This window comes from Methylobacterium nonmethylotrophicum (assembly GCF_004745635.1).
Lineage (GTDB): Bacteria > Pseudomonadota > Alphaproteobacteria > Rhizobiales > Beijerinckiaceae > Methylobacterium > Methylobacterium nonmethylotrophicum.
In genome coordinates this window covers 23,956-40,176 of record NZ_SRLB01000013.1, presented here as the reverse complement: position 1 = coordinate 40,176, position 16,221 = coordinate 23,956, and the positions used below count along the sequence as shown (strand labels likewise).

General features: G+C 73.2%; 12 protein-coding genes. 2 read left to right on the top strand and 10 right to left on the bottom strand.

What is annotated here, in order from left to right:
• Position 1 precedes the first annotated feature (1 nt).
• From EU555_RS18455 to EU555_RS18445, 3 genes are all read right to left on the bottom strand, one after another.
• Positions 2-1,219, bottom strand: a complete 1,218-nt coding sequence (locus EU555_RS18455; RefSeq protein ID WP_425375129.1) for an ABC transporter substrate-binding protein — start codon at positions 1,217-1,219, stop codon at positions 2-4.
• Positions 1,216-2,073, bottom strand: coding sequence for a UTRA domain-containing protein (locus EU555_RS18450; protein ID WP_135416653.1), 858 nt, complete (start codon positions 2,071-2,073; stop codon positions 1,216-1,218). The genes EU555_RS18455 and EU555_RS18450 overlap by 4 nt, the downstream gene beginning before the upstream one ends.
• 789 nt (positions 2,074-2,862) lie before the next feature.
• Positions 2,863-4,485 (bottom strand): isovaleryl-CoA dehydrogenase, encoded by a 1,623-nt coding sequence (locus EU555_RS18445; protein WP_135416651.1) that lies wholly within the window; start codon positions 4,483-4,485, stop codon positions 2,863-2,865.
• A gap of 111 nt (positions 4,486-4,596) precedes the next feature.
• Between EU555_RS18445 and EU555_RS18440 the strand changes: the two genes are divergently transcribed.
• The gene (locus tag EU555_RS18440) at positions 4,597-5,838 is read left to right on the top strand and encodes an NAD(P)/FAD-dependent oxidoreductase (protein ID WP_135416650.1); all 1,242 of its coding nucleotides are present in this window, start codon (positions 4,597-4,599) and stop codon (positions 5,836-5,838) included.
• Between the two features lie 4 nt (positions 5,839-5,842).
• Here EU555_RS18440 and EU555_RS18435 read toward each other — a convergent pair whose 3' ends face one another.
• Entirely contained in the window at positions 5,843-6,601 is a 759-nt protein-coding gene (locus EU555_RS18435) for a sulfate transporter family protein (protein WP_135416648.1), read from the bottom strand.
• 147 nt (positions 6,602-6,748) lie between these two features.
• On the opposite strand from EU555_RS18435, the gene EU555_RS18430 reads away from it, so the two are divergent.
• Complete coding sequence (locus EU555_RS18430; protein WP_135416646.1) at positions 6,749-7,138, top strand: DUF3775 domain-containing protein; 390 nt, start codon at positions 6,749-6,751, stop codon at positions 7,136-7,138.
• Between the two features lie 9 nt (positions 7,139-7,147).
• On the opposite strand, the gene EU555_RS18425 is transcribed toward EU555_RS18430, so the two are convergent.
• The 6 genes from EU555_RS18425 to EU555_RS18400 form a co-directional block, all read right to left on the bottom strand.
• Positions 7,148-8,761 carry an ABC transporter substrate-binding protein gene (locus tag EU555_RS18425; protein ID WP_135416644.1) on the bottom strand — a complete coding sequence of 538 codons (1,614 nt, stop codon included), beginning with the start codon at positions 8,759-8,761 and terminating at the stop codon, positions 7,148-7,150.
• A 168-nt stretch (positions 8,762-8,929) separates the two neighbouring features.
• Entirely contained in the window at positions 8,930-10,105 is a 1,176-nt protein-coding gene (locus EU555_RS18420) for an MFS transporter (protein WP_167858600.1), read from the bottom strand.
• Entirely contained in the window at positions 10,102-12,126 is a 2,025-nt protein-coding gene (locus EU555_RS18415) for a hydantoinase/oxoprolinase family protein (protein WP_167858599.1), read from the bottom strand. The genes EU555_RS18420 and EU555_RS18415 overlap by 4 nt, the downstream gene beginning before the upstream one ends.
• 11 nt (positions 12,127-12,137) lie before the next feature.
• Positions 12,138-13,472, bottom strand: a complete 1,335-nt coding sequence (locus EU555_RS18410) for an aspartate aminotransferase family protein (RefSeq protein ID WP_135416638.1) — start codon at positions 13,470-13,472, stop codon at positions 12,138-12,140.
• On the bottom strand, positions 13,469-15,424 hold the full coding sequence (locus tag EU555_RS18405) for a hydantoinase B/oxoprolinase family protein (RefSeq protein ID WP_135416636.1): 1,956 nt from the start codon (positions 15,422-15,424) through the stop codon (positions 13,469-13,471). Before EU555_RS18405 ends, EU555_RS18410 begins: the two co-directional genes overlap by 4 nt.
• A complete protein-coding gene (locus EU555_RS18400) occupies positions 15,417-16,085 on the bottom strand; it encodes a GntR family transcriptional regulator (protein ID WP_135416634.1) in 669 nt (222 codons plus the stop codon). The genes EU555_RS18405 and EU555_RS18400 overlap by 8 nt, the downstream gene beginning before the upstream one ends.
• Positions 16,086-16,221: the final 136 nt, after the last annotated feature.

Genomic DNA, 16,221 nt, shown 5'->3' with positions numbered 1-16,221 from the left:
GTCACGCCTTCAGCGGGAAGTTCGCCTTGGCCTCGGCGTAGGAGTCGGGCGCGATCACCTTGACGTCGCCGCCCTGGACCTGGGTGTTGAGCGGCATCGCGCTGGTGTTCTGGCCGGTCGCGAACTTCGACTGGCCGTAGGGCATCACGCCGCTCGAGAAGCTCTGGGTCGACAGGGCCTCGATGATCTTGAGCCGGTCGGGCGCGCCGGCCTTCTCGATCGCCTCGGCCATCAGGCGCACGGCGGAGTAGTTCATCGGCACGTTGTAGGCGAAGGCGCGGCCGGTCGCCTCGGTGCGCTTGCGCAGCTCGGCCGAGAGCGGGTTCTTCGGGTCGGGCCAGTGGTTGCAGTCCATCACGCCCTCGGCCGCCTGCGGGAATTCCTTGACGAAGCGTAAGGAGGAGGCGCCGCCGCCGAGGATCGCGTAGATGCCCTTCGGGCGGACGCGCTGCTGCTGCAGGGTGCGGGCGAGGAGCACGAACTCGCCGTAGTAGTTCGACGGGATGACGAGGTCGGGCTGGAGCGAGCGGATGCGCAGCACGACGTTGGCCATGTCGCGGGCCGGGGTCGGGTGCGAGACGGTCTCCAGGATCTCGAAGCCGAGCTTCGGCAGCTCCGCCTGGAGCAGCTTGGCGAGGCCGGAGCCGAACAGGCCGTCCTCGTGCACGATCACCACCGTGCGGGCCGGCTTGCCGGCGGCGTCGTTCAGCGCGACGAGGCGCTCCAGCGCGCTCTTCGTCACCATGCCGAAGCTCGGCGAGAACCGGAAGGTGTTCTTGAGCCCGCGCTGGGTCAGCTGGTCGGCGACGCCGACATCGATCAGGTAGGGCAGGTCGTAGCGCGACGCCGCCTGGCTCGCCGTGGCGCAGAGCCCGCTGGCGAAGCCGCCGACGATCGCCGCCACGCCCTCGCCGTTCAGGCGCTCGGTCTCCTGCGCGGCGGTCTCGGGGTTCGAGCGGCTGTCGGCGAAGACGATCTCGAGCTTGGCGCCGCCAAGCGCTTTCAGTCCGCCGGCGGCGTTGATGTCCTGCACCGCCAGCTCCGCGCCGAGCTTGCCGAGGTCGCCGTCATTGGCGAGCGCCCCGGTGACCGGCTGGATGATGCCGAGCTTCACGGCCGCGCCTTGCGCCCGCAGGATTGCCGGCATCGCCACCAGGGAGGTCGCGGCGAGGCCGGTGCGCAGGACGGCGCGGCGGGACGGGGAGACGATCGAGGTCACGGGGCGGGCCTCCTGAGGGCGGCGGGGCGGGGACGGGTCTCGGGCTTGGCCGAGGCGGGTTTGGCCGAAAGGTGCGCGGGCTTGGTCGGGCGGGCGCTCGCCGGCGTCCAGCGCCGCTCGCCGGCATCGCCGGTGCGCACGAGGTCCATCTGGAAGGCGTAGCGGTCCGGCCTGTACAGGGCGTGCAGGTGCTCGACGCCGCGGCCGGAGGGGTCGAACACCACCCGGGTCAGGTCGATCAGCGCCGAGCCGACCTCGAGGTCGAGGGCCTCGGCCACTTCGGGGCCGGCGAGCGTCGCGCCGATCGCCTGCGTGCCCCGGTCGGCGACGATGCCGGAGCGCTCCATCAATTCGAGGAGCGGCGTCGCCGCGAGGTCGGCCTCCGAGTAGGACAGGCCGACGCGCTCCGGCACGTGGGTGGTGAGGTAGGAGAAGGGCTGGCCGTCGATCAGCCGCACCCGTACCGAGCGCTGCACCCGCTCGCCGGGCTCGAGCAGCAGCGCCTCGGCGATGGCGGCCGGGGCCGCCACGTACTCGAAGGACAGGAGCCGCACCCCGGTGGCGCGCCCCATGGCGATCAGCCCCGAGAGCAGGTTCGGCAGGTCGCCGACCACCGGCCGGGTGCCGGCCGGCCCCTGCACGAAGGTGCCCGAGCCGGGCCGGCGGTGAACCAGGCCCTCGCTGGCCAGCAGGTCGAGGGCGCGCCGCACCGTCACCCGCGCCAGCCCGTGCTCGGCGGCGAGGACGGGCTCGCCCGGCAGGCGCTCGCCGGAGGGCAGCCGCCCGCTGGTGATCTGATCGCGCAGCAGCAGGTAGAGCCGGCGCGCCTTGTGGGGCTCGATCGCGGAGGTCACGGGGCCATCCCTGGCTCGTGGCTTGCATGAGCCCGCCAACGGGACCCGTCGGCGCTCACCTGTCCGATTATGCAGACAGGTTGCTGTCCGTCAATTGGGACAGCTATGATGTGGGCATGGGAATTTTCGGGCGTCGCGCGGGGGCGGGCGCCTCGGCCCGACGTGCGGGTGGGATGCTCCCTCATACACTCCCTGCTTCATCTATTCTATTAAGAAAAATGTTCCTTTAAGAATACGGCGCGGGCCCCCCTGCCACACGGGCTACAGCATTCACACATCTCGGTCTGAGAGCCTGTTTGATTTGGTTCCCATGCTCGTCCCACCCACAACCTCATCCTGAGGTGCCGCGTAGCGGCCTCGAAGGAGGGTTCCAGGGATCCCGGCGATTTCTGGAGCCCTCCTTCGCGGTCAGTCGATCAAAGATCGACTAACACCTCAGGATGAGGTCGAGGATCGGATCGAAGAGGTGCCGGCGATACTGGCTCCATAGGTCAAACAGGCTCTGATAGTTCTACCCGTTGAAGGTAGCGCGCTTCCCCTCCCCAGGCGATCCTGGGCTTGCCCGGGATCGCCTGGGGATGGGAAAGTGCGCGCTTTTACAATGATTTGGCCTTCAACGGCGAAGTGTGACTCTGCTCGCCCACACGGGAGAGGGGAGACGCACTTGATCTGTCTTGGAACGCATCAAGCACACAACGTCTTCATCGTCATGTCCTGGCCCCCGCGCGACACCGGGAGCGACGCCGCATATCGGGCGACGTCTCGTCGGATCAGCGAGGATCCGCGACGTCACCCCAGAGCCCGACCCAGCACCATCTCCGTCACCGCCCCGACCCCGTTCGCCCCGTACATCGCCCGCTCCCGGGACAGGCGCGTCGCCGCGTAGGCCTCGGCCACCGCCGGCGGGGCGCAGGTGGCCAGCGCCGCGGCGGCGGCCAGGGTCGCGAGGCGGCCGGTGGCGAAGCGGACGCGGGCCTCGGCGTCGGGCGCGCGCAGGGCCGCGAGGATGTCGGCGGCGGCCTCCCGCGTGCCGGGCAGGTCCGCCGCCTCCTCGGCGAGGTCCGCCACCAGGCCGGCGATCTCCTCGGGGGCGCGGGCGGCGGCGCGCAGGACGTCGAGGGCCATGACGGTGCCTGAGCCCTCCCAGATCGCGTTGACCGGCGCCTCGCGGTAGAGCCGGGGCAGGGGGCTCTCCTCGACGTAGCCGTTGCCGCCGAGCGCCTCCATCGCCTCGTAGACGAAGCCCGGCGCCGCCTTGCAGACCGCGTACTTCACCGCCGGGGTGAGCAGGCGGGTGCGCGCCGTCTCGCCGCGGTCGAAGGCGGCGGCGAGGCGCATCGTCAGGGCGGTCTGGGCCTCGCTCTCGAGGGCGAGATCGGCGAGCACCCGCCGCATCGCCGGCTGGTCGAGCAGCGGCTTCCGGAACACGCGCCGGTGCCGGGCGTGGTGGAGCGCCAGCACCAGGGCCATGCGGCACAAGCCCGCCGAGGCGACCGCACAGTCGAGACGCGTCAGTTGCACCATCGCCAGGATGGCCGGGACGCCGCGGCCCTCCTCGCCGATGCGCCAACCGAAGGCTCCCGCGAACTCGACCTCGGCGGAGGCGTTCGAGCGGTTGCCGAGCTTGTCCTTGAGGCGCTGCAGCCGCAGGGCGTTCACCGCGCCGTCGGGCCGGTGACGCGGCACCAGCAGGCAGGTCAGCCCGGCCGGGGCCTGCGCCAGCACCAGGAAGGCGTCGGACATCGGGGCGGAGAAGAACCACTTGTGGCCGGTGAGCGCGTAGGCATCGCCCCCGAGGGGCGCGGCGCGCGTGGTGTTGGCGCGGACGTCCGTGCCGCCCTGCTTCTCGGTCATCCCCATGCCGAGGGTGACGCCGGCCTTCTCGTGCCAGGGCCGAAAGCGCGGGTCGTAGGTGCGGCTCGTGATCTTCGGCAGCCAGGCGGCGAGGTGGTCGGGCGCGAGGCCGAGCGCCGCGACCGCCGCGCTCGTCATGGTCATCGGGCAGAGATGCCCGCTCTCGACGCCCGCCACCATGTACTGACGCGCCGCCCGGACGAGATGGCCGCGGGCCCGCGGCGCGCGCGGATCCGCCCCGTCCCAGATCGAGGCGTGCAGCCCGTCGGCGACGCTCGCGGCCATCAGGGCGTGGTAGGCCGGGTGGAACTCGACCCGGTCGGCCCGGTGCCCGCTCGCGTCGTGGGTGCGCAAATCGGGGGGGTGCGCGTTGGCGAGGCGGCCGAGATCGAGGCGCTCGGCCGCGCCCCAGCGCCCCCCGAAGGCCGCGAGCCCCTCCGCGTCGGACGCAGGCCCGAAGGCCGCGAGCGCCCCCCGGAGCGGCAGGTCGGCGGCAAACAGGTTCGCGTCGCCGAAGGGCGGGCTCTGGTTGAGGACCTCGTGGGTGTCGTCCGACATCCGGCGATGGTGCAACCGGGCGGCGCGATCCGCAACGGCCCCCCTTTCGGCGATGATGAGGGAGGCGGCACCGGGCTGCTACGATGCCGGTCGTGGCGGGAGGAACGTGCGATGACGGGGCGGATCGTCGTTGTGGGAGGCGGCTTTGCCGGCCTGTGGGCCGCCGCCGCGGCGGCGCGGGCCCGGGATCTCCTCGGCGGCGTCGAGGCCGTCACCCTGGTGGCGCCGGGGCGCTTCCACGAGATCCGGGTGCGCTGCTACGAAGCCGACCTCGCCCCCTTGCGCGTCGCCTACGACGACGTGCTCGGCCCGATCGGCATCGCCCACGTCGACGCCACGGTCGCGGGCATCGACGCCGCCGGCCGCCAGGTCGCGCTGCGGGCGGATCGCGGCAACGGGGCGCCCGCGTCCCTCGGCTACGACCGCCTGGTCCTGGCGGCGGGCAGCGCGCTGCGCCTGCCCGACGTGCCGGGCGTGGCGGCGGGGTTCGACGTCGATACGGTGACGGGTGCCGAGCGCCTGGCCGATCACCTGGCGCGGCTCGGCGAGGGCGGGCTCGGGCGCGGCCAGGCCGGGCGCTGGACCGCCCTGGTCGTCGGCGGCGGCCTCGTCGGGCTCGAGATCGCCTGCGAGCTGCCGGCGCGCCTGGCTCGGGCCCGCGACCGCGCGGGGGAGGCCGGGCCGGTCGAGACGATCGTGATCGACCCCGCCGCCCGGGCCGGCGCGGCGATGGGGGCGGCCGCGCCGGCGATCCGCCAGGCGCTGGCGGCGGCCGGGGTGGCGTATCGCGGCGGCGCCGGCGTCGCCGAGATCGGCGCGGCCGGGGTCACGCTCTCCGACGGCACGCGGCTCCCCGCCCTGACGGTGGTGCTCGCCACCGGATTTCGGGCGAGCCCGCTCGCCGGCGACCTCGACGTGCCGCTCGATCCCCTCGGCCGGCTGCCGGTCGACGCGCTCCTGCGGGTCGAGGGCGTGCCGGACGTTTACGCCGCCGGCGACGTCGCGGTGGCACAGGCCGACGCCGCCGGCCACCGCACCGTGATGTCGTGCCAGCACGCGCGGCCGATGGGGCGGATCGCCGGCCACAACGCCGCCTGCGACCTCGCCGGGCGGCCGCAGGACCGGATCCCCTTCGCGGCGCCGGACTACGTCACGGTGCTCGACCTCGGCGCCTGGGGCGCCGCCTACACGGCGGGGTGGACGCGCGAGCACCTGGTCTCTGTCGGCGCGGCCGCGAAGGCGGTGAAGCGCACCATCAACGGCAGCCGGATCTACCCGCCCCTCGACCGCGATCCCGCCGCGATCCTCGCGGCCGCGGCGCCGGTGATCCAGGCCCGCCCGGCCGGGTCCTGATCCTTCACCACGGCCGCGGCGAGCCGGCCCCGAGCCGGTCGCGGTCCTGCGTCACCGGCGGTCGGGAGGCCGGCGGCATCAGCAGCCGGTCGCGGCTCAGGCCCTTGTGGACGTGGACCATCAGGGCGATGCCGAAGAGCGGCGTGACGAGGTTGAGGATCGGCACCAGCATCAGCCCGGCCAGCAGCGCGCCGGCCAGCATCACGGTGGCGGTGTGGTGGCGCCGCATCGCGCCGGCCTCCGGCAGCGGCCGGAACCGGGCGGCGGCGAGCTCGAAATATTCCCGCCCCAGCAGGTAGGTGTTGGCGATGAAGAACGCCGCGACGTTGATGCCCGGCACCAGGAGCAGCGCCAGGGCCGCGAGGTTGACCGCGAGCACGAGCGCGGCGAAGCGCACCGTGTAGAGCATCGCCTGGCCGAGCGGCATGGCGCGGCCCGGCACCTCGTCCGGGAAGTCGGTGCGCTCGACGATCGCCGCGGCGTCGTCCAGGAAGTAGCCCGCCACCAGGATCGAGACCGGCGGCAGGATGTAGGCGAGCCCGACGAACAGCCCGGCCCCGGCCAGGAACGACGCCACGGCGTTGACCATCGCGTAGTCGGTCGAGATCGGGTGGGCGGCGATCAGCGCCGCGATGCCCTTGGTGAGGCCGAACCACACCAGGGCGAGGAGCCCGACCGTCAGGCCCAGTGACTTCCACAGGATCTGGCGGAGCGGCGGGGAGAAGACCTGCCGCAGGGCCGCGAAGGCGGCGTTGATCAGCATCGGGAACCTCGGGGGTGGACGCGCCGCCGGTCACTTGATGTCGAACCGCGCCGGCGTCCAGAGGCGACATCGATCGGGCGAACCGTGCCGCACCTCGCGGGTTGAGGCTGGATCAATCGTCGCGTGCGCGTCAGAGGAGTTTCCCCGATGGACATCGCCGTAGAGAAGGTCTGTGAGTTCATCCTGCGGGCCCGGGCCCTCGACGTGAAGGAGGGCCTGAGCGACCCCGATTCCGGCTCGAACCCGATCGACGACGGCGCCCGCGACGTCCTGGTCGACGGCACCGACGACGCCACCGAGGAGGAGCTGCGCGAGATGGTGGCGGGCCTCAACGACGACGAGCGCGCCGAACTGGTGGCGATCCTGTTCGTCGGCCGCGGCGACATGGAGCCGGAGGAGTTTCCCGACGCCGTGCGCCTCGCCCGCGAGCGCGAGGCCGCCGGCACCCGCACCGCCGACTACCTGCTCGGGATCCCGAATGTCGGCGACCTCCTCGACGAGGGCCTGGCGGCCCTGGGCCTCAGCTGCGACATCTGACGCAGATGCTCAGGCAAGCGTGACCGTGGCGAGGTCGATGTACCAGCTCTGCGGCTGGACCACGCGGTCGACCTTGCGCGAGACCACGCGCGGGTTGACGTCGTGACAGACCCAGATCAGCAGGGCGTCGTCGACCGCGCGGGTGTGCAGCTCGGCGAGCAGCCGGTCCTGTTCCGCCTTGTCGAAGGCGAGCTGGGCTTTGGCGATCAGGGCGTCGTAGTCCGGATTCGAGAACTGGCCCCAGTTGAAGCCGTTCGGGGCCGCATAGCGGCTGCTGAAGAAGCGGATGAAGGCGTTGAACGGGTCGAAGGTGCCGGTGCTCGAATTGAGCGCCGCGATCCCCTGGTTCGCCGGGGCCTGGGCGCCCGCCCGCCACCGGCCGAGCAGCGTGCCCCACTCCATCACGTCGAACTCGATCGCGATGCCGACCGCCGCCAGGTTCTGCTGGATGAACTCGTTCATCGCCAGCGGCTGCATCTGCCCCGAGCCGGAGGTCGAGATCGCCACCTTGAAGCGTAAGGGGCGCTGTGGCCCGTAGCCGGCCTCGGCGAGCAGGCGGCGGGCCTCCTCGGGGTCGTGCCGGAGCTTGAAGGTCGGGTGCCCGAACCACGGATGGTCCGGCGGGACGCTGCCCTCGGCCGGGATCATCAGGCCGTTGAGGAGCCCCCGCAACCCCTCCCGGTCGATGGCGAGGTTCATGGCCTTGCGCACCCGCACGTCGGTGAAGGGGGAGCCCGGCAGGAAGCTCGGCTGGTAGGCCCAGTAATGCGGGTAGATGTTGGTCAGGATGCGGTGCCCCGCCGCCTTGAGGGCGTTGATCTGGTCGGGCGCCGGCGCCTCGATCCAGTCGACCTGGCCCGAGAGGAGCGCCGCCACCCGGGTGGTCGCCTCCGGCATCGGCTGGAGCACCAGGCGGTCATAGGCCGGCCGGCGCGCCGGATCCCAGTAGGCGGGGTTGGCGACGAGCTCCGCCCGCTCGCGCGGCACCAGCCGGACGAGCTTGAACGGCCCGGTGCCGGAGGGCGCGGCGGCGAATTTCTGCCAGTCGCGGCCGACCGCCTCGTACTGCGCCGGGCTCGAGACCAGCAGGAAGGTCAGCTGGTAGGGAAAGAACGCGTCGGGCGTGCGGGTGACGATGCGGATCGTCTGCGGATCGACCACCGTCCAGGATGCGACCGAGCCGAGGCGGCCGCGGACCTGCGCCGATTGCTTGGGGTCGTGGTGGGGCGCCTTGTCGTCGAGGAGCTTCGCGAGGTTCCAGGCCACCGCATCGGCGTCGAAGGCCGAGCCGTCGTGGAAGGTCACGCCGCTTCGCAGGCGCAGGGTCCAGGCGGTCCGGTCGCCCTCGTCGACGCTCCAGGATTCGGCGAGGCCGGGTTTGAGCTCGGCGGGCTTGTCGCTGCGCGACAGGTCCCAGGCGATGAGCGGGTCGTAGAGCGTGTAGCCGGTGAAGCGGAAGCCCTCGAAGCCGTTGTCGGGCCCGCCGGTGGTGAGCGGGATGTCGGCCGCCGTCATGGCGATGCGCAGCGTGCGCTCCCCGGCCGCCGCGAGGCGCGGCGCGTCGAGGGTCAGGGCGGCGCCGGCGCCGGCCAGGAGGGTGCGGCGCGTCAGGGGGGCGGGCATGCGGACGACATCCTCTGTTGGCGCCGGCGCGACGCCGGACGCGGGACGAACCGATTCGGCGCTCCTCCCTCGGGACCGGCATCGTGGCCGGAAGCGGGTTGTCCCGCCATCCCGGGTTTCGGTGAGGCTGGCCCGTCCTCGCGTCGCGACGCGAAGACACGGATCCGCTCAGGCGAGACGCGGCTCGGGCGCGGGGTCGCGCCAGGCCGAGTAGACCAGCAGGGCGGCGGCGGCCTCGACCGCGAGGACGACCGCGACGACGCCCGGCCAGCCGAGGCGCGCATAGGCGAAGCCGGGCAGGAACGCCCCCGCCGCACCGCCCGCGTAGTAGAAGCCGAGATAGAGCCCGGCCGCGGCCGAGCGGTGATGGGCGGCGCCGCGGCCGACGAAGGCCGTGGCGGCCGCCTGGCACACGAAGGCCCCGAGGCAGACCAGCACCAGGGCCGGCACGATCACCCAGAGGGTCGGTGCGAGCGTGAGGCCGCCGCCGAGGGCGGAGCCGGCGATGGCCAGGAGGATCGCCCGCCGCGGCCCGAACCGGTCGATCCACCGTCCGGAGACCGGCAGGATCAGCAGGCCGACGAGGTAGGTGCCAAACAGCCAGCTCAACTCGCCGGCCGACAGCCCGAAGGGCGCCGCCGCCAGATGATAGTTGACGTAGGTGAACACCCCCGCGAGGCAGAACAGGACCGCGAACCCGACCGCGAAGGCCGAGAGCAGGGCCGGGTTGCCGAGGTGGCGCGGCATGGCGGCGACCGCCGTGCCGAACCCGGTCGCGGCCGGGGCGCCCCGGGAGCGCGGCAGCAGCATCGCGACCGCGAGGGCGGCCAGGAGGTTGGCGAGCCCGAGGACCAGGAAGGCCGCGTGCCAGTCGCCCCATTCCGCCGCGAGGCCGCCGATGACGCGGCCGAGGAAGCCCCCGGTGATGTTCGCCGTGACGTAGAGCGTCGTCGCCCGGCCGCGCAGGGCGGGCGGCCATTCCTCGCTCGCGTAGGCCAGGCACGCCGCGAAGGCCGCCGGCATGAACAGGCCCTGGAGGAAGCGCAGGCAGATCAGCACGTCGAGGCTCGGGGCCAGCGCGCAGGCGAGGCTCGGCAGGGCGATCAGCGCCAGGGCCGCCACGATCGTGGGCTTGCGGCCGGCGGCGTCCGAGACGGCGCCGGCGACCGGCGCCACGAGCGCGACCGCCGCGGCGGTGGCCGTCACCGTCAGGGCGGCGCGGGCGGGGCTGACCCCGAAGGCCCGCTGCAGGTCGGGCAGGATCGGCTGGCAGGCGTAGAGGTTCAGCATCGCGCCGAATCCCGCGGCCGACAGCCCGGCGCGTCGCCTGAGGTCGTCGCTCACGCCGGATTCCGCCGGATGTCGAGCTCGCCGATGCGACCGGCCCGTGCCGTCCAGCCCGGCGGCACGTAGGTGGTGGCCGACATCTCCTCGATCACCGCCGGGCCCGCGACCGGCTCGCCGGGACTCAGGTCGTCCCGCTGCCAGACCGGGCATGGACGCGCCTCGCCCTCGGCCCAGACGGTGCGGCGGCCCAGGGGCCGGCCGGAGCCCGGAAGCGGTGCGGTCCAGGCCGGGCTCTCCACCGGGACGCGGCCGACCGCCCGGACATTGACGAGCACAAGGCCGCGCTCGCGGTCGAGGCGGCCGTATTCCCGCGCGAAGGCCGCCTCGAAGGCCGCCGTGAGGGCATGCGCGTCGGCGTCGGGGGTGCAAGGAACGGTCAGCTCGTGGGCCTGGCCCTCGTAGCGCAGGTCGTACTGGCACTCGAGGGTGAAGCCGTCCGGGTCGATGCCCTGCTCCGCGAACGCCTCCCGCATCGCCGGCGCGGCCGAGGCGAAGAACGCGGCTGACCGGGCCAGCGCCTCGGGCCCGAGCGGCGCGAGGATCGTCAGCGCCCGGTCGAGGGTGAGCGCCGAGCACAAAGCCCCGAAGGCCGAGAAGGTGCCGGGATCGGGCGGCGCCACGACGCGGGGAATGCCGAGCGCCTCCGCCACCAGGCAGGCATGGAGCGGCCCGGCCCCGCCGTAGCACAGGAGCGCGCACTCGGCCGGGTCGTAGCCGCGGGCGACCGAGATCTCGTGGACCGCCGCCGCCATCTTGGCGACCGCGAGGTCGAGGATCGCCTCGGCCATCGCCTCGGTGGGCAGGCCGGCCGCCTTCGCCAGGGCCGCGACGACGCGGCGGGCCGCCTCGGCGTCGAGGGAGAGCGAGCGGCCGAGCTCCTGGCCGGCCCCGAGCCGGCCGAGCACCGCGTTGGCGTCGGTCACGGTCGGGCGCGTCCCCCCGTGGCCGTAGCAGGCCGGGCCCGGCCGCGCGCCGGCGCTCTCGGGACCGAGGACGAGGTCGCCGCCGCCGTCGAGGCTGGCGATCGAGCCGCCGCCCGCTCCCACCGTGTGGATGTCGAGCTGCGGCAGGCGGATCACGTTGCCGTCGAGGACCGTCTCGCGCTTGAGCGGCAGGGCGCCGTCCGCCACCAGAGCGACGTCCGTCGAGGTGCCGCCCATGTCGCAGGCGATGATGCGGGCGATCCCGAGCGCCTCGGCGAGGCGGCGCGTGGCGGCGAGGCCCGCGGCGGGGCCCGACAGGATCGTGCGCACCGGCGCCTCGGTCACGGCCTGCGTGGTGAGGAGGCCGCCATGCGAGGCCACGGTGTAGAAGCTCGCCGCCGGGTAGCCCTCCGCCACGGCCTCGGTCAGGGCGCCGACGTAGCGCGCCATGATCGGCATCAGCACGGCGTTGAGGGCGGTGACGAAGAACCGCTCGTACTCGCGCACCTCGTTGAGCACGTCGGTCGAGACGGTCACGAAGCCGAGATGGCGCGACAGGATCTCCTTCGCGCGGCGCTCGTGCGCGGGGTTGCGGTAGGCGTTGAGGAAGCCGACCGCGACCGCCTCGACGCCGTCCGCCGCGAGCGCCCGCCCGAGGGCGTCGAGGTCCGCCTCGTCGAGGGGCTCGCTCACCGCGCCGGAGGCCTCGACGCGCCCCGCCACCTCGTGCCGGTCGCGCCGGCGGATCACCGGCGGCGGCCGGCGGAAGTAGGGATCGTAGAGGCTGCCGGGCGTGAGACGGGTGGTGCGGCCGAGCTCGATCACGTCCCGGAAGCCCCGCGTCGCCACGAGCGCGGCCCGGGCGCCGCGGCGCTCCAGGAGGGCGTTGGTGGCGACCGTGGTGCCGTGGACCACCCGGCGGATCCCGCAGGCCGGCGCCGCCGACTTCGCGATCACGGCGAGCACCGCCTGGTCGGGCGCGGCGCGGTTCGACGGCACCTTGACGGCGGAGCAGGTCCGGGCCGCGACGTCGTAGACGGTCGCGTCGGTGAAGGTGCCGCCGACATCGATGCCGACGAAGTAACCGCGGGCCACGGCGCGCTCCTTCAGGCCAGGAGCGTGCGGCAGCAGCGGTCGACCGCCGCGAAGGTCGCCGCGAGGTCGTCGTCGGTATGGGCGATCGAGACGAAGCGGCGGTTGTTCGGCAGCACGAACAGGCCGTTGCGGATCATCTCGGCCTCGAAGCGGCGCAGCTTGCCAAGGTCGCTGCGGCGGATGTCGCGGTAGTTCGCAGGCGCCGCCTCGGCGAACAGGAAGTGCCACATCGGCCCCTCGCCGAACACCACCACGCCCATCCGGTGGCGGTCGAAGATCTGCTGGAGCCCGGCGCGCAGGCGGTCGGCCAGCGCGAAGACGCGGTCGTAGACGCCGTCCTCCGACAGGATGTCGAGCATCGCGAGGCCGGCCGCGCAGCCGAGCGGGTGCCCCTGGAGGGTGCCGTTCTGGTAGACGTAGCCGGGGCTGCCCTTCTGGGCCGGGTCGGCCTGCTCCATGATGTCGGCCCGCCCCATCACGGCGCCGACCGGCAGGCCGCCGCCGATGATCTTGCCGTAGGTGGCGAGGTCCGGGACGACGTCGAAGTAATCCTGGGCGCCGCCGAGCCCGTAGCGGAAGCCCGTCACCACCTCGTCGAGGATCATCAGGACGTCGTGGTCCCAGGTCAGTTCCCGCACCGCCTGGAGGAAGCCGGGCGCCGGCGACAGGATGCGCTGGATCGGCTCCATGATCACCGCGGCGATCTCGTGCCGGTGGGCCTCCAGGATCGCCCTGAGGCTCTCGATGTCGTTCCACTGCGCCACCAGGGTCAGGTCGGCGACGTGGCCCGGGATGCCGGCCGTATCGGGCACGGGCTTCGGGAACGGCGCCTCGCGCCCCGGCGCGGTCGAGACCTGGGCGTAGTCGTGGACGCCGTGATAGGCGCCCTCGAACTTCACGATCCGGTCGCGGCCCGTGAAGGCGCGGGCGAGCCGGATGGCGTGGAAGGTCGAGTCGGAGCCGGCGGTGGTGAAGCGCATGCGCTCGGCGCAGCGCACCAGGGGCTTGAGGCGGCGGGCATAGGCCACCGCGGTCTCGTTGAGATAGGCGAAGAAATGGGTGCCGCGGGCGGCCTGCTCCGCCACCGCCGCCTGGATCCGCGGATGGGCGTGGCCGAGGAAGAGCGAGCCGGAGCCGAGCACGTAGTCGATGTATTCGTTGCCCGACGTGTCCCAGAACCGGCCGCCGGTCCCGTGCGAGACCACGAAGGCGCAGCCCTCCGGCAGGGCGTTGCCGCCGAGCACGCCGCCCGGGAAGAGGTCGCGGGCATCGGCGAGCTGGGCCGCCTCGACGTTCGAGGGCGCGGTGCGGCGGCCGAGGGGCGCGGCGGACGGGTGAGGGATCATGGCGGCGGGCCTTCTCGGAGCGGGGTTCTGTGCGCCAGCAGGCGGATCGCCCAGGTGTCGGGCAGGGGGGCGGGCGTCGGCGCGATGCGGACGCGGCCTTCCGGCCCGTCCGCGTCGACGGCGGCGACCCAGTAGCGCCGGCTCGGCCCGGTGACGAAGACGATCTCGATCAGGGATCCGGGCCCGGCCCCGAGCACGCCGGCCAGGGTCTCGCACAGGCCGCAGGCATGGGAGGCGAGATCCGGATCGGCGGCCAGCACCGGGTAGGGGCCGGGCTGGCGGTAGGGCGCGAGGCCGTCGCGCGTGACGTAGCCGTCGGCGAGATCCGCGGCGATGCGCTTGGCGTCCCGCAGGCAGGGATTGCCGTAGCCGCCCCCGCCGGAGCTCTCCACCACCACCACGTCGCCCCGCCGCAGGGAAAAGTTCGCGATCTTGCCCGGGAAGGCGCCGGGCGCGATCTCGGCGCCGTCCCGCCGCAGGCGGTAGCGGTTGGGTGCGGCGGACAGGCCGCCATTGACGCCGGCCGGCGGCACCACGTTGCGGTCGGACAGGACCGAGAGCCGCGCGTCGTCGGCCAGCACCTCGACCTCGCGGCGCAGGCCGCAGCCGCCGCGCCATCGCCCCGGCCCGCCGCTGTCCGGCCGGATCTCGTTGCGCAGGACCCGCAGCGGGAAGGTCGCCTCGACGATCTCGGCCGACTGGATCGAGACGTTCTCGCCCTCGTTGAAGGCCCGCACCGCGACCGCGCCGTCGCTGTCGGCCGAGGCGCCGGTGCCGCCCGAGGGATACTCGTAGAAGATGAAGGAGCGCGAGCCGATATAGGTGTGGTTCGAGGTGCCCCGCACGTCGCCGATCAGCCGGTTCGGCGCGATCTGCCCGAGGGCGCCCATCACGGCGGCGTCGCAGGCGAAGCGCACCTCGTTGAGGCCGCCGCAGGGCGCGGGCGGCGTCGCGTTCACGATCGTTCCCTCCGGCGCGTCGACCGCGATCGCCCGGAGCGTGCCGGAATTGATCGAGCCGGCGGGATCGAGGAACGACTTGATCACGGTCAGCACCGAGGTCGGCGCGATCGCCGGGCCGGCATTGAGCGGCGCGGCCACCTGCGGCGAGGTCCCGGCGAAGTCCGCCCGGACCCTGTCACCCTCGACCGTGAGGGCGACCTGGACCCGCAGCGGGTGGGGCGTCGCCGCGGCGCCGTCGAGGTAGCCGGTATGGTGCCAGGTCCCGTCCGGCAGGGCCGCGATGGCGCGGCGCAGGCGCTGCTCGGCCCCGTCGAGGATGTCCTGCACCGCGCCCTCGACCCGCGAGGCGCCATATTTCGCGAGCAGGCCCCGCAGCCGCGCCTCGGCGACCCGGCAGATGCCCAGGACCGTGCGGAAGTCGGATGCCGCCTCGCGGCTCGCCCGCACGTTGTCGAGGACGAGGCGCAGCACCTCGTCCGCCCCGCTGCGGGCGACCCGGACGTAGTCGAGCCGCAGGCCCTCCTGCAGGATCTCGGTCGCCGCGCCGTTGAGCGAGCCCGGCGACATGCCGCCGATATCGGCCCAGTGCGAGCGGATGACGATGTGGAAGGCGGGCGCGCCGTCGTGATGGACCGGCCAGATCACCGCGACGTCGTTGAGATGCGTGCCGCCCGTATAGGGGTCGTTGTGCAGCACGATCTCGTCCGGGCCGATCGCGCCATGCCGGCGGGTCATGCCCGCCACCGCCCCGCTGATCGGGATGATGTGGAAGGGGTGGTCCTCGCCGGATTCGGCGATCAGGTTGCCGGCCCCGTCGGTGAGCACGCAGGAGAAGTCGTAGCCCTCGTAGATGATCGAGCTGTAGGAGGAGCGCACCATCGCCCGGCGCATCTCGCGCACGACCGAGCCCAGGCTCTCGCGCAGGACCGCGCTGAAGGACAGCGCCTCGCGGCGGGGGCGACCCGGTTCAATCGTGCCCGGCTCAATCATGGAAGCAGTCCCGGATGGTGAGCCAGGATTGCTTGATCAGGGTCTCGGTCACGCTCCGGGCCCGGTCGGCATCCGTCTCCGCGATGGCGTCGACGATCTTGCGGCTGCCCTCGACCGACAGGTCCATCAGGTGCGGGAACATCGTGTAGGCGGCGTAGCGGTAGCGCTGGGCCTGCTTGCTCAGGCCGCCGAGGAGGCGCACCAGCGTGGCGTTCCGGGCCGCCGCGTGGATCGCGTCCGTGAAGGCGACGTTGGCCAGGAAGTAGTCGCGCACCCCGCCCGCCTGCTGGGCTTCGCGCATCCGGGCGTAGATGGCCTCGAGGGCCTCGACGCCGTCGGGCGAGCGGTTCACCGCCGCCTCCGCGGCGGCGATGCCCTCGAGGGGGATGCGGCAGAGATAGACCTCGTCGAGGTCGCGCCGCGAGATCGGCGCGACGTTGAGGCCCTTGGCGCCCTCGCGGGTCAGGAGCCCCTCGGCCTCCATCTTGCGCAGGACGTCGCGCACCGGCGACCGGCTGACCCCGTACTGCTCGGCGATGCTGTCCTCGACGAGCCGCGCCTCGGCCGGGAGATCGCCGAAGATCACGGCCTCGACGAGCCGGTCATGCAGGTGGTCGGCGAGCAGGGGCGCCGAGAGGCGCTCGACGGGGCGGTTGATCATATCTTCGTATACGGTACACGATCGCCGGCGTCAAAGCTTCGTATACGGTATGCGAAATGCGTCGGGTCTGCGCCACCGTGGGCGGGTCGACCCGGGGCCGGAACGGCCTGCGAGGCCCGGCCCGGAGGACACGCCT